Origin of the sequence: Roseibium sp. (genome assembly GCF_048260565.1) — a bacterium.
In the GTDB taxonomy this organism is placed as follows: domain Bacteria; phylum Pseudomonadota; class Alphaproteobacteria; order Rhizobiales; family Stappiaceae; genus Roseibium.
On sequence record NZ_JBLXGP010000003.1, the window covers coordinates 100,369 to 114,180 of the forward strand.

Consider the following 13,812-nt stretch of genomic DNA (forward strand, 5'->3'; position numbering starts at 1 on the left):
CCGTGGCCCAATCGAGGGCGGACCTAGGGTTGGCCTAAGGTTGACTGGACAGGCGCACGAGCTTCGCCACATCGGGTCGTGCATCCGGGTCGATCATCTGAAACAGAAACTGCCGTACAGCGTCGGCGGCGCCATCTGGCAGGTCTTTTGTGGCGTGTTCAAGGCGTTTGGTCTGCAAACGGGACAGGCGCACGGCAAGGTCATGACCTTTCCCGGTGGTGAACAGAAGCCGCTGGCGCCGGTCCAGAGGCCCCGGTCGCTGCTCGATAAAATCCTGGTCGACCAGTTGTTTCAAAACCCGGCCGAGGCTCTGCTTGGTAATGCGCAGGATATTGAGCAGGTCGGTCACCTTGATCCCGGGATTGCGGTCGACAAAGTGAAGGACACGGTGGTGGGCGCGCCCGAATTCATACTGCGCGAGTACGTCGTCCGGATCGGACGTGAAGTCGCGATAAGCGAAAAAAAGCAGTTCAATCAGATCGTAAGGCAACTCGTCCAGCTGTTCAGCCGGACCGTCAAGGCGGGCCTTCTCATTCGACGATGAGATCCGGTCCGGTTGGTTCTTGAAATTTACGTCAGTCATATTGACTTATTTCTGGTCGATTGTTACTTAAGTTGCGCTCTGAACGAAATGATTGAACGATTTGATGCGTTTTTTCGGCATTTCCGTATTAAAACGAATCCGTTCGTCGATTTCTTCACGGCAGGATACCGGGAGTTTCGGCGGCGTGCAAAGCACGGTTGAACGGTCTGCGCAAGTCCGGGCTCGGCGGGTCATTGCATGACGTATAGCGGTTAAAGATTGAACACGCCCAGTGAGAGGCGGTCGGGAGCAAGAAAATGGCAGGTGTGCCTTTTGATCAGCGCGATGGCGAAATCTGGTACGACGGCACGTTCGTGCCCTGGGGCGATGCGAAGCTGCATGTGTTGAGCCACGGTCTGCACTACGCCAGCGCTGTCTTTGAAGGCGAACGCGCCTATGGCGGCCGGATCTTCAAGTCCGAGGAACACACGGAACGTCTCCATGCCTCTGCCAATGTTCTCGGCTTCGAGATCCCCTGGACGAAGGACCAGATCACCGCTGCCAAGGAAGCCGTGCTTGAGCGGATGAACCTCGTCGATGCCTATATCCGTCCGATCGCATGGCGGGGCAGCGAGATGATGGGCGTGTCGGCACAGCAGAACACCATTCACCTGGCGATCGCCGCCTGGGAATGGCCGAGCTACTTTGCTCCGGAAGAACGGCTGAAGGGTATTCGCCTCGATCTGGCGACCTACCGCCGGCCGGATCCGGCGACCGCGCCTTTCAAGTCCAAGGCAGCCGGCCTTTACATGATCTGCACGCTGTCGAAGCATGAAGCGGAACGCAAGGGGTATGCCGATGCGATGATGCTGGACTGGCGCGGCCAGGTTGCCGAGGCGACCGGTGCGAACGTCTTCTTCGTCAAGGACGGCAAGATCCATACGCCGAAGCCGGACTGCTTCCTGGACGGGATCACCCGTCGTACGGTCATCGGCCTTGCAAAGGCGCGCGGCATCGAAGTGGTCGAGCGGGTCATCATGCCGGAAGAAATGGCAGGGTTCGAGCAGTGCTTCCTGACCGGGACCGCTGCCGAAGTGACGCCGGTGTCGGAGATCGGCCCGTACAATTTCGAGGTCGGCGAGATCACGAAGACGCTGATGACCGATTACGACGCGGAAGTCCGTCCCGATGCGCCGGCCCTGAAGTCCGCTGTCGGCTGATCCGACCGATCTCAGTTCATTTGGAAAAGGCGGGCTTTGCTCCGCCTTTTTTCATTTCGGCTTCGGCTGTTGGTCGGACCCGGGGGTCGGGTGATGGGCATGGAACATCCGCCCCTTTTCGGCAAAGACGACACAGGCGAGCGCAAACAGACCGTAAACCGCAAAGGCGAAACCGAGCGGCTGGGTCGTGCCGTTGAACAGCTGGCCCATGACGTAGCCGAGAATGGCCCCGCCGAGCGTGGTGATGAAGCCGATGACCGATGAGGCTGTTCCGGCAATATCCCCGAGGGGTTCCATGGCCATGGTGTTGTAATTTGCTCCGATGAAGCCGAAGCAGGCCATGAGGGCGCCGGAAATCAGGGTGAAAGTCCAGAAATTTTCGACGCCGGCGGTGGCGAGGGCAAAAAGCAGGATCCCGAAGCCCATGAAGGCCAGGGTCGCGGCATGGGACAAGCGCCGCATGCCGATGGCCTCCACAAGGCGCGCGTTCATGTAGGAAGACACCGACATGGCAATCGCGATCGCAGAAAAGACAATCGGAAACCAGACGCCCAGATCGAATATTTCGACAAAGATCTGCTGCGACATGGTGATGAAGGAAAACAACCCTCCGAAGACAAAAGTGAGGGCAAGCGTGTAGCCAATGCTTTCCCTGGTGCGCAGGGTCATCCAGTAGGCTCTGGTGATTGCCGTCACGTTGAGCACCTGCCGGGATTCCTGCGGCAGGGTCTCACGCAGCCGAATCGCACACCACAGCAGCATGACGACACCGGCGAACAGCAGCATGGTGAAGATCCAGCGCCATCCCGCAACAAGCAGGATTGCCTGCCCGATAGACGGCGCGACGATCGGAACGGCCATGAAGATCATCATCACCAGGGACATGACCTTGCCCATCTGCCGTCCCGTATAGCAGTCGCGCACGACGGACACGGCGATAACCCGGGTCGCGGCGCAGCCAACCCCCTGGAGCACGCGGGCCAGCAGAAGCTGGTCAAGGGTCTGCGACATCAGCGAAACCACGCTTGCCGCCGCATAGAGGGCGAGACCTCCAAGCAGGACGGTCCGCCGGCCGAAGGCGTCGGTGATCGGGCCGTAAAAGAGTTGCGCGCCGCCAAACCCGACCAGATAGGCGACAAGGACCTGCTGGCGGTCGTTTTCGTGCACGATATTCAACGCATGTCCGATTTCCGGCAGCGCCGGCAGCATCACGTCCATGGCCAGCGCGTTCAAGGCCATGAGCGCGGCGATCATGATCACGAATTCAATAAACGGCATGCCCGGCTGGGCGTGGGTGCCCGTCTGGGAGGACGATTCTTGCATATTTTTCCAACTGTCTCAAAGCCGGGAGGCCTGAGGAAGGCGGCTTTTATCTTATGACTGGCGACCGCCTCATCCCTGCCGGTAATCAACGGGCAATTTACGGTAGGGTCAAGCGTTTTCGCACCGTAAAGTAAGTCATGTCCACTTCTCGGCACGGTAGAATTAACGAGGAATTACGACCAGCGCTCCGCTGCGGCATCGTCAGTTTCCGTGGCTTGTACCCAGGTATCTGCAGTACCTGACGCCAGGTGTTCTTTTTTCCAGAATGGCGCTCTGGTCTTTAGAAAATCCATAAGAAAATCAGCCGCCTCGAAAGCTGCACGGCGGTGGGACGAGGCGGCAATGACCAGAACGATATTGTCGCCGGCGGGGATCTTGCCGAAGCGATGGATTACCGTCAGTCCGGTGAGCGGCCAACGGTCGCAGGCCTCAAGGGCGATCCTCTCGATTTCGGTTTCCGCCATTCCCGGATAATGCTCGAGTTCGAGCGCCGCCAGTTTGCCGCCGTCGTCCCTGCAAAGGCCGGTGAAGGAAACCAGCGCACCGACATCCTTGCGTCCGGCTGTCAGCCGTTCCGCCTCGGTCGCGGGATCGAAATCTTCCGTCTGAACCCTGATGACCGGTTTGCAGGACATTGCTTATCCTCCTGTCATGGGCGGGAAGAAGGCGACCTCGCGGGCTGCGCCCAGTTCGGCCTCCGCCTCGACATGCATCTGATCGAGGGCGACGCGGATGGCTTCTTCCTCCTCGAAGGCCGCGGCGTGATTGTCGTCGATGGTCTTCAGGTAGGCGATCAGATCGGCAACGGTGGCGATGTTGCCGGGAAGATCGAGGGTCTCCTCTTCTATTCCCACCTTCTCACGCACCCATGCGAAGTAGCGGATTTGCACGTTGTCCCGTCCCTTCTGGTCATTCTGTCCGGAGCCGTTCCGGCGCTGGCCTATTCGTCAATGAGATGACCGATGCCGGCGCGGAAGTAGTCATAGCCCGTATATATGGTCAAAATCGCCGCCAGCCAGAGGGCCGTGAGGCCGGCAAGGGTGGTCCCGGGAAGAATGGTTTCGCCGGCTGGCCCTGCCAGGAGAAGGGCGATGGCGAAGAGCTGCACGGCCGTTTTCCACTTGGCCAGCCGCGTGACCGGAACACTGACCCGCAGTTCGGCCAGAAACTCCCGCAGGCCGGAAACGAGGATTTCGCGGCACAGGATGATGATGGCGGGAATGAGAGACCAGTCGTCGATGGTTCCATCTGCTGCCAGCATGAGAAGCGAGACGGACACCAGCAATTTGTCTGCGATCGGATCGAGCATCCGGCCGAGAGCCGATTGCTGCTGCCAGGCGCGGGCCAGGTAGCCGTCGAAGAAGTCGGATATGGCTGCCAGGAAGAACAATCCGAGTGCGACCCAGCGAAGCGTGTGGCCTTCGAAATAAAGACATCCCGCAAGGGCCGGAACCGCCGCGATGCGCCCGTAGGTGAGGATGTTCGGCAGGCTCAGGGCAATGTTCTTTTTCATGTGGCCATTTTGGATCATATGACGGTGAAAGTCGGTTCACGCGGCAAAGGGCGATCCGGCTTTTCGCGGACACAAGCATGCTGATGGACGCCTGTCAACGACAGGCGGCTCCTGTTCATTTCACAAATGCCGTTTGCCGAGTCGAACAGGGTATCGGATCGTCAATCTAACCGAGAAAGGCCTCTAGTCGAAGATCTTGTCGCCCTGCTGGTCGATCATGACCTTGGCTTTGCGCACGGTCTGGCTGACGGCTTCGTCCTCGCCCGGCAACATGTCGGCGCGGATGAAGATGTGGACCTTGCGCTGACCGTCAATTTCCTTCTCGATCCGTCCGGCAACCTGCCATTGTCCGTTGACCAGCTGCGGTTCGCTGATGATCTCGAAATCGTTATAGAAAACGGGCGGGTGGTCTTCTGACTGGGTCTGTCCGCCGCCGCCGCCGAACAGCTTGCTGAAGAACTTTCCGATCATGTCTATTCCCCCGGGTCAAAAGCGGAAGTGCAGGAGCCATTTCTACATTGTGCCGGTTTACCGTTGATCGGGTCTCTTCTTCAAGACGCAAACCCGTTAGATCCTAATTTGCCGCTTTGCCTGTCTTGCTGCGGGGCAGGATGATATCCGCCATCAACGGCAAATGGTCAGAACCGATATCGGGACCGAGTTGCACATCTTCGAACCGCAGCCCTGGCGTGATTGCGACATGATCGACGACAGCCCCGAGGATCCAGTGAAGGCGATAATCAAAGAAGAAACGCGTCGTTTGCGGGTATCCGTCCGCAAAGGCGGTGTGGAGGTTCAGTTGGTCAAGCAGGTTTGAAAAGTAAGTGGACCAGGGTGACAGGTTCCAGTCGCCGATCACAATGGTTTCGCTATCCGACTGTGTCCGCAGATCTCCCAGCACCGCTTCGAGCCGTTCAAGATAGGTCTGCCGGAGTATCCATTGAGCCACGCTCCGAGGGCTCGACGGATGGACGGCGACAAGATTGACCGTCCGGCCGCCGATATTGAGTTTCAGGACAAGGATCTCACGGATGTCCTGTCGAGGCTGACCGGGTTCATTTTCGACGACGATGGACTTGCTCTCCAGGATCGGGAACCTGGAATAGACGCTGATATCGCCAAGGGAACCGACAAAAAGATGTTCTGGAAAGGGAGGCTTGCCGGCCGCGCCGATCGGACGGCCGAGCTTCTGCCAGTGATGCTTCTGCAGCCACCAGGCGGTTTCCTGGAAGACCATGATGTCGGCAGCGGTCTGTCTCAGGAAGCCGGTAAGGTCGGGCGTTTCCAGAAAAAGGCGTTCCAGGTTGGAGGAGACGATCCGGAGACTTGTCTCGCCCGGGCGGGGTGCCGTTACAGGCTGGGTGTGTTCGACGGTTCTCCAGACCGTCGACCCGGCCAGCACGGCCAAAAGGACGGTGTGCAGCGTAAGGGCGGTCTTGTAGAGCCTGGGCCGGCGATGGGGGACGGTGAGGCCCAGAAGCCCGCCGAGGAGAGCCGCCAGACCTGCCGTCAGAAACTGGCGCAGGAAAAAGCTCATGTTGTCGGCCGCCCAAAAGCCCGGCGCCGCATATGCGGCAAGCCCGAGAAGGCAGACGATGATCCCCCCGGTCAAAGCCAGCCAGCCGATCAGGGAGCGCAGCCGCCGGAAACGGTATTCGAACATGGGCGGATTCGGGTGTCCTGTAAGTGAATGTCGCGGTTCGGAATGGAGGCCGGCCGCGCCGCGACCGGCCTGAGATTATTGTTGCGGCGCGTGCTTTCCGAGCGCCTCGAGCAGCGGTTGGATATGGGACCCGTACTTCCGCCAGCGCCCCATTGACGAGGTGTAGATCGGCTGCCTGACCTGCTGGCTGGAGAAGGTGATGACCTGCCGCTCGCCGGATTGGAAATCGAGGCAAACCGGATCCCACGGCAAGCCGACATACTCCAGCAGCGCCCGGCTTTCCGCTTCCTGATCCGCAATCAGGGCTTCGTAGGACTGGTGATGGATCTTGATGGGCAGAACCTTGTCCCAATGTTCCATCATCTCGACATACATGCCGTAATATTGTCCGAGCGTTTCCAAATCGCGGCAGTAGTTATGCTGGGGAGTAAGCGGCGTCGTGTAAATCGATGTGCAGGTGTCGGCCGGTTCCCGGTACGTGTGAATGACTTTTGCATTCGGAAACAGCAATGCAATCATCCACAGCATTTCGAAATTATGCGGCATCTTGTCGACGACGCGGCTTGCCTTCTTGTCGTATTTGTCAAGCTCGGCCAAGTACTTGCGCCCAATCCGCTTGGCGTGTTTCGCGTCCATTTCGACCGCCTGCGCAAACAATCTCGGAGTGACGATTTCCGCGCCCGACATTTCTGTCAGAAGGCTGGAAAAAAAGTTCAACTCGCCGACGCCGGCCGCTTTCGGGTGGCGGCCGATGATTTGTTCCACAAGGGTGGTTCCGGAACGCGGCATGCCGACCACGAAGACCGGCCGCTCCGATGACAGTCCGAAATCCGTCCGGTATTCAAAAAATTCCTTGCTGAAAAGCCCTTTGGTCGTCTCCAGCTGCCATTTCCGCTTACCGATATTATAGGGAGCGTACATGGCCTCCTTGTATTTCGCGTAGTGCGTAAACGCCGTTTCGATATCGTCTTTTTTCTCGAAAAGTTTTCCGGCCGCAAAATGCAGCAGTGCATTCGCCTCCAGAGAATTCTTGCTGTCCGGATTGTCGACCTGTTTGAGAATGTGGTCGAGCACCTCTCCCTGTAGTTCAGGATCCGACTGATCGGCCAAATTCACCAGAACGTAGTTGTTTTCGGGGTCGATCTCGTAGGCTCTTTTAAGGTGTTCCAGCGCCTTTTCACCTTCCCCCAACGACGTTTCGAGGCGCGCCAGGCCGACGAGAGCGGTGGTGAAATCCGGGTTCAGTTCCAGCGCCTTTTCAAAGGCTTGCCGGGCCGGTACCGGTTTTTGCATATTGTAATAAGCATCTCCAAGAACGGCTTGGGCGTGTTCGGAGATACTATTCAGCGCGACGGCTTTTCTGGCCGCTTCCAAGGCGTTTTCCTTGCGGCCTATTTTGCTGTATACTTCTGATAGTAAAGAGAAAATCTCATATCTTTTTGATTCAACTTTTGAGGCGGCAATCAAGTGCTGCTGCGCTCTGGTTAAATCTTTGTAGTGATTAAATATTACGGCAAGGAGGTAGTTTATCCGCGCTTCCTGAGGATACGCTGCATGCAATTCAAGAAGAAGAGGTGCGGCTTCTTCGTAGCGCCGTTCTTCCATGAGGGCAGCGGCGCGGAGGAATAAGGCATTCGCCATTTGTCGTTACTCTTTAGATATCGAGGATAGAGACCCAAATTTGGCCTCTTATATCGTCGCTGGTGTTCAAAAGTAAGGCTGTCTCTGAGAAACGGTGAGGGGGCGTGTCTCAGTCGGCTTCATTCGTGGAAATGATCATAAACGAGTTTCGCCGTTGCCTCGGAGATCCCGGGAACGGCGACCAGATCGTCCAGGCCGGCCTTCGAGACGGCTTTTGCGGTGCCGAAATGGCGCAGCAAGGCGCGTTTGCGTGTCGGGCCGATGCCCGCGATATCGTCGAGTGGGTTCTTTGCGATGTCCTTCTTGCGCCGGGCCCGGTGCGATCCGATGGCGAAGCGGTGGGCCTCGTCGCGCAGGCGCTGAACGAAATAAAGCACCGGATCGCGCTCGGGCAGCATGAAGGACTGTCTGCCGGGAATGAAGAATTTCTCCCGCCCGGCATCCCGGTCCGGTCCCTTGGCAATGCCGACCAGCGGAACGTCGGTGATCCCGAGGCCTTCAAGCGTTTCACGCGCGGCGGTCAGCTGCCCCTGGCCGCCGTCGATCAGCACCAGGTCGGGCCAGGCGGGCATTTCCATCACGGGCGCATCCGGCAGGCTGTCGCCGTCTTCGTCCTCCTGCGCGGCAACCGTATCGGGTTCGACTTCCGCTGCGGGCAATGTACGTTCGTATTCCTTCAAAAGCCGGGAGAACCGGCGCGTCAGGACTTCGCGCATCATGCCGTAGTCGTCCCCGGGGACCAGGTCTTCCGACTTGATGTTGAACTTGCGGTAATGGGCCTTCGCAAAGCCTTCGGCACCCGCGACGATCATGCCGCCGACCGCATTGGTGCCCATGATGTGCGAGTTGTCGTAGACCTCGATCCGCCTTGGCGGGAAGGCCAGGTCGAAGGCTTCGGCCACGCCCTTCAGCAGGCGCGCCTGGCTGGAGGTTTCCGCAAGGCGGCGTCCGAGCGCTTCGCGGGCGTTGGTCAGCGCGTGGTCGACCAGGTCCTTCTTTTCGCCGCGCTTTGGAACCGTCACCTCGACCTTCCGGTTCATACGTTCGCTCAGCGCTTCGGCGAGAAGGGCACGTTCGGCAAGATCATGGGAGAGCAGGATCTGCCTGGGGGCCGGTTTGTCGTCGTAGAACTGGGCAAGGAAACTTTCCAGGATCGCAGCCTCTTCCAGGGATTTGTCGGCCTTGGGGAAATAGGCCCGGTTGCCCCAGTTCTGGCCGGTCCTGAAGAAGAACACCTGCACGCAGGTCTGCCCACCTTCCTGATGGACGGCGAAGACGTCCGCCTCCTCCACGTTGTGGGGATTGATGCCCTGATGGGACTGGACGTGAGACAGGGCGGCCAGTCTGTCCCGGTAGATCGCGGCGCGCTCGAAGTCGAGCGTCTCGGAGGCCTTTTCCATCTGCTCGGCCAGTTCCTGTTTCACCAATTGGCTGCGGCCGGAAAGGAAGGCCTTGGCTTCGGCAACAAGACCCGCATAGTCTTCTGGCGCGATTTCGCCGGTGCAGGGGCCTGCGCAGCGCTTGATCTGGTAGAGCAGGCAGGGACGTGTGCGGTTCTCGTAGTAGCTGTCGGAGCAGTTCCGGATCAAAAAGGCTTTCTGCAGCGCATTGATCGTGCGGTCCACCGCGCCGGCGGAGGCGAAGGGGCCGAAATAGTCGCCTTTGCGCTTGCGGGCGCCGCGATGCTTGATGATTGCAGGCGCTTCGTGATCGCCGGTGATCAGAATATAGGGAAACGACTTGTCGTCGCGCAGAAGCACGTTGAAACGCGGGCGCAACCGCTTGATCAGGTTGGCTTCCAGAAGCAGCGCTTCGGCTTCCGTCCGGGTGACCACGAATTCCATGGCCGCCGTGGACAGGATCATGCGCATGATCCGGTTCGATTGTCCCTGGAGCCGGGTATAGCTGGTGACCCGTTTCTTCAGGCTTCGGGCCTTGCCGACGTAAAGCACGTCGCCGTTCTCGTCGATCATGCGATAGACGCCGGGGCCCATGGGCAAACGTTTGACGATATCGGAGATCACCTCGACGCCCTTGCGCGGCGTCTGCGGCTTCCCGCTGTTCTTTTCCGTCATATCTGCTTCCGGTTGGGCCGGGAGCTCTGTGTTATCCTGCATGGCGCTTATGTAAGACGATTGGCCGGTTCGGAAAAGCCGTCGGCGATTCCCTGCTGCCACATCCTAACAGGACTTATTCGCCGACACCGATTACGTCGTCGGTTTCCCAAGCCAAATGCTGTCCGCCGTCGATTGCGATCATCTGCCCGGTAATCGGTTCGCACTCCCACAGGAAACGGATCGTTTTTCCGAAGTCGACAGAAGACGGACCTTTTCCGAGCGGAACGGAGCGCCACTGCTTGTCGAATTCTTCCTCACTCTGACGGATGTTTTTGAAGCTCGGGCCGGGGCCGATGGCGTTGACCCTGATCCGGGGAGCAAGCGCCTGGGCGAGTGTCTGCGTCGCCGTCCAGAGGGCTGCCTTCGACAGGGTGTAGGAAAAGGCCTGCGGCGTGAGTTTCCAGACCCGCTGATCGATAACATTGACGATCAGACCCTTGTGGCCTTCAGGCAATCGGTTCGCGAAATCCTCCGCAAGGAACACCGGCGCCCGCGTATGGATATTGAAATGCGCGTCGTAACGTGCGGGATCGAGCTCGCCGATGACATCGTCTTCGAAGATGGAGGCATTGTTGACCAGAACCGACGGGCTTCCGAAGGGTTTTCCGGCGTCGGCCATGAAGGCCCTCAGTGCCGCGATGTCGGTCAGGTCGGCCGTCAGGACTTCGGCCCGGCCGCCGCTGGAGCGTATGTCTTTCGCCAGTCGGTCTGCTTTTTCGGGATGACTGTGGGCATGAAGAACGAGGCTCCAGCCGTGTCCGGCAAGGTCTTCGGCCATGGCCCGGCCAATACGGCTGGAGCCGCCGGTGATAATTGCGATCGGTGCATCTTCCATGGCGCCGAGCCTGCCTGTCTTTTCAGAAAAAGGAAAGCGGCTCGGTTCAGGGGCTCAAAGATGAGGCTGCGGTTGGCGTCAGCTCGCAACGCTGAAGGTGTAAACCACAAAGATATAGGCGCAGTAGGCGGCGGTCAGGGCGAAACCGGCCAGCTTGTTCAGATTGACCCGGTAAACGGCGAGGCCGAGCAGGATAAGGGCGCAGGCCAGCATGACCCAGATATCGAGCCGCATGATTTCGACCGGTACATCAAGCGGAACGATGACGGTCGTGATGCCGATGATGGCGAGAAGATTGAAGATGTTGGAACCGATGACATTGCCGATGGCCACGGCGCCGTGCTGGCGGATCGCGGCCATGACGGTGGTCGCCAGCTCGGGAAGAGAGGTGCCGAGCGCGATGACGGTCAGGGCGATGACGGCGTCGCTGACCCCCCAGGCTTCGGCAATGGCGGTCGCGCCTTCGATGGTGAAATGGGCGCCGAGCGGCAGGCCGATGAGGCCGAGCACGATATAGACCCCGGCAAGACCGACGGATTCGGGAACCCCTTCGACCTCCTCCAGTTCGTCTTCGGATTCCTCTTCGGCTATGCCTTCTTTTACCTCGTTGGCCGCCGGCGCACCGTTCTCGGCGTCCTTGAGCGTTTTCCGGTGGCGGTAGGTGCTGAGGGCGGAATCGCCGAGGAACAGGGCGAGCAGGACAAGAAGAATCGCGCCGCTTAGAATGTCGAGCGGAGAAAATAAACACAGAATAATGAACACGCCCGACACTGCGACCATAAAGAGGGCGTTTCTGACTGCCCCCTTCTCGCCGCAGGGGGTCGCTGCGATCAGGGCCGGCATACCGAGTACAAGCAGAACGTTGGCGATATTCGAGCCGACGACATTCCCGATCGCAATACCGTCCGCGCCCTCCAGGGCAGCCTTCAGCGAGATGACCAGTTCAGGCGCAGAGGTGCCGAAGGCGACAATAGTCAGGCCGATGACCAGGTTCGGAATTCCGAGGCGCTGGGCCACCCCGACGGAGCCTCTGACGAGAACGTCACCTGCAATGATCAACGCAACAAGACCACCTGCAAGGCTCACATAGTCAAAAAGCATTTAGGGGTTCCGGTCAGGGCCTGGGTTAACGGGATGGGGCGGTTCGGGTGTTTATGAGTAGCCAAATATCGGCGCATCATGCAGATGCGCATCGGATACGCAATAGATTGGTTCGCCGCAAGCGAAGACAAGATGTCAGGACTCCTTAATCGCACGCGAGGATCGGATCCCGCCTCTGTTTTTAACGCTTTGTTCACCAAGCAGAATTCCGTCGTGCTTTGGTCACGAAATATCCTCAAATTCATTTTCCTGCCGCCACAAAGCAGGGCCATACCTGTCATCGGGTGAGGTTGGGGACAGTCCATTGGACCTGTCCGAACTTCGTTTGGGGCACGTACAGTTGGAGTAATGAATTATGAAAGGTTTTGCATCTCTGGCGGCCGCCGCTGCGGTACTTACCGCTTTTTCGGCGCAGACCTTTGCCGCAGATCTGCCTCAGCCGGTGGATCCGGCTCCGTCCTATCCGGTCAGCCCGGATACGATTTCCGGTTTCGACTGGACAGGTCCCTATGCCGGTGCACAGCTCGGCTGGGGTTGGGGATCGTTTACGACCCAGTCCACGCCGACCGGCAAGTTCGATAACGACGCAAGCGGAATTCTGGGCGGCTTCTACGGCGGCTACAACTTCATGGTCACGCCGAACATTCTGGCCGGCCTTGAAGGGACATTCGATTTTACCAATCTGAATGACCGTACATCCGTTGGCGGCATCAACTACAAGACCGGATCCGACTGGAATTCCACCGTTCGCGGGCGCCTTGGATACGCCTTCGACACGTTCCTGATCTACGGAACCGGTGGCCTCGCGATCGCCGATCTGGATGTCAACGCAAACGGGGCGAAAGACAGCACCACTGCGATTGGCTGGACCCTCGGAGCGGGTGTCGAAACCGCGTTGTCGGAGCATGTCACCATGCGTCTCGACTATGCGTATGAAAATTTCGGCAAGGAAAGCTTCAATCTGGGCGGTACGACCTACAAGACCGACCTGGACAACAATGTGGTCCGTGCCGGCGTGGCCTATAAATTCTGATCCGGTTTGCCGGTCGAGAATTGCCGCGATCTTCAAGACCCCCGGTGCGAAAGCGCCGGGGGTTTGTTTTGGTCGGCTCCGCTCTAGCGCAGCGGCTCGGCAGGCCCGGCAACGGGTTGTGACGGCAGTTTGGTCTTGGCAAAGATCGGGACCGCCTGCTCGACATCGTCGACCCATGAGGCGAGGCGGGGACAGGTGGCGCGCCAGTCGCCGTTAAAGCGCAGGTCCAGGTAGCCGAGCGCGCAGGCAAGGGCGATGGAGCCGACATCCAGGTCTTCCGGCGCGCGGACAGCGGCCGGAAGCGAAACCTCGAGCACTTTCAGCGCACGCTCCACCTTCTGTGCCTGGTATGCCAGCCAGTCCGGATAGCGGTATTCGTCGGGGCGGAAGCGTTTTTCATAAACTTGCAGAATGCCCGCATCCATCATGCCGTCCGCCATCGCCTGATTTCGGAGAGCGGCAAAACGGGCTTCACCTGCCGGGAAGATCCTGTTTCCGCCGGCGAGATGATCGAGATATTCGACGATCACCCGGCTGTCGTACAGGGTGGAGCCGTCTTCGAGGATCAAGGCAGGGATCTTGCCGAGCGGATTCTGCTTGCGCAGGTTGTCATCCGGGTCGGTCGTGCTGGTGTTTTCGACCTTGATCCGGTCAAGCAGTCCGAGAACGGATGCCGCGATTTTGACTTTTCGGCCGAAAGGCGAGGCCGGTGAGGAGAGAAGGACAAGCATGCAAGGCTCCTTTGAAAGACCTGTAAAATGTGCATGGAGGCCGGCGGCGAACAAGCCCCCGTCGACTTATTATTTTTCGAATTTTCTATCCGTAACCGGCGGATTTCCGCTA

General features: G+C 58.9%; 14 protein-coding genes. 2 read left to right on the forward strand and 12 right to left on the reverse strand.

What is annotated here, in order from left to right; translation table 11 throughout:
- Positions 1-34 precede the first annotated feature (34 nt).
- Positions 35-583, reverse strand: coding sequence for a MarR family winged helix-turn-helix transcriptional regulator (locus tag ACN0SO_RS08665; protein ID WP_417676611.1), 549 nt, complete (start codon positions 581-583; stop codon positions 35-37).
- Positions 584-840: 257 nt separating this feature from the next.
- Here ACN0SO_RS08665 and ACN0SO_RS08670 point away from each other — a divergent pair, with 257 nt between their 5' ends.
- Positions 841-1,743, forward strand: a complete 903-nt coding sequence (locus tag ACN0SO_RS08670; RefSeq protein ID WP_417676613.1) for a branched-chain amino acid aminotransferase — start codon at positions 841-843, stop codon at positions 1,741-1,743.
- 51 nt (positions 1,744-1,794) lie between these two features.
- Here the strand turns inward: ACN0SO_RS08670 and ACN0SO_RS08675 are convergent, their stop codons facing one another.
- The 10 genes from ACN0SO_RS08675 to ACN0SO_RS08720 all read right to left on the reverse strand — a co-directional run bounded on the left by ACN0SO_RS08675 (position 1,795) and on the right by ACN0SO_RS08720 (position 11,936).
- Positions 1,795-3,066, reverse strand: a complete 1,272-nt coding sequence (locus tag ACN0SO_RS08675) for a multidrug effflux MFS transporter (protein ID WP_417676615.1) — start codon at positions 3,064-3,066, stop codon at positions 1,795-1,797.
- 173 nt (positions 3,067-3,239) lie between these two features.
- Positions 3,240-3,701 carry a molybdenum cofactor biosynthesis protein MoaE gene (locus ACN0SO_RS08680; protein WP_417676617.1) on the reverse strand — a complete coding sequence of 154 codons (462 nt, stop codon included), beginning with the start codon at positions 3,699-3,701 and terminating at the stop codon, positions 3,240-3,242.
- Between the two features lie 3 nt (positions 3,702-3,704).
- Positions 3,705-3,956 (reverse strand): molybdopterin converting factor subunit 1, encoded by a 252-nt coding sequence (gene moaD / locus ACN0SO_RS08685; protein ID WP_417676619.1) that lies wholly within the window; start codon positions 3,954-3,956, stop codon positions 3,705-3,707.
- 50 nt (positions 3,957-4,006) lie between these two features.
- Positions 4,007-4,579 (reverse strand): CDP-diacylglycerol--glycerol-3-phosphate 3-phosphatidyltransferase, encoded by a 573-nt coding sequence (pgsA, locus tag ACN0SO_RS08690; protein ID WP_417676621.1) that lies wholly within the window; start codon positions 4,577-4,579, stop codon positions 4,007-4,009.
- Between the two features lie 183 nt (positions 4,580-4,762).
- Complete coding sequence (locus ACN0SO_RS08695) at positions 4,763-5,050, reverse strand: HlyU family transcriptional regulator (protein WP_417676623.1); 288 nt, start codon at positions 5,048-5,050, stop codon at positions 4,763-4,765.
- Between the two features lie 103 nt (positions 5,051-5,153).
- Positions 5,154-6,242 (reverse strand): endonuclease/exonuclease/phosphatase family protein, encoded by a 1,089-nt coding sequence (locus ACN0SO_RS08700; protein ID WP_417676625.1) that lies wholly within the window; start codon positions 6,240-6,242, stop codon positions 5,154-5,156.
- A gap of 75 nt (positions 6,243-6,317) precedes the next feature.
- Positions 6,318-7,883: a tetratricopeptide repeat-containing sulfotransferase family protein gene (locus tag ACN0SO_RS08705; protein WP_417676628.1), complete on the reverse strand. Its 1,566-nt coding sequence runs from the start codon at positions 7,881-7,883 to the stop codon at positions 6,318-6,320.
- A gap of 119 nt (positions 7,884-8,002) precedes the next feature.
- Positions 8,003-9,958: an excinuclease ABC subunit UvrC gene (uvrC, locus tag ACN0SO_RS08710; protein WP_417676630.1), complete on the reverse strand. Its 1,956-nt coding sequence runs from the start codon at positions 9,956-9,958 to the stop codon at positions 8,003-8,005.
- Between the two features lie 115 nt (positions 9,959-10,073).
- Entirely contained in the window at positions 10,074-10,835 is a 762-nt protein-coding gene (locus ACN0SO_RS08715; RefSeq protein WP_417676632.1) for an SDR family oxidoreductase, read from the reverse strand.
- A gap of 78 nt (positions 10,836-10,913) precedes the next feature.
- Complete coding sequence (locus tag ACN0SO_RS08720; RefSeq protein ID WP_417676634.1) at positions 10,914-11,936, reverse strand: calcium/sodium antiporter; 1,023 nt, start codon at positions 11,934-11,936, stop codon at positions 10,914-10,916.
- A gap of 355 nt (positions 11,937-12,291) precedes the next feature.
- Here ACN0SO_RS08720 and ACN0SO_RS08725 point away from each other — a divergent pair, with 355 nt between their 5' ends.
- Entirely contained in the window at positions 12,292-12,969 is a 678-nt protein-coding gene (locus tag ACN0SO_RS08725) for an outer membrane protein (protein WP_417676636.1), read from the forward strand.
- 83 nt (positions 12,970-13,052) lie between these two features.
- Here ACN0SO_RS08725 and ACN0SO_RS08730 read toward each other — a convergent pair whose 3' ends face one another.
- Positions 13,053-13,700 carry a glutathione S-transferase family protein gene (locus ACN0SO_RS08730; RefSeq protein ID WP_417676638.1) on the reverse strand — a complete coding sequence of 216 codons (648 nt, stop codon included), beginning with the start codon at positions 13,698-13,700 and terminating at the stop codon, positions 13,053-13,055.
- Between the last annotated feature and the right edge of the window lie 112 nt (positions 13,701-13,812).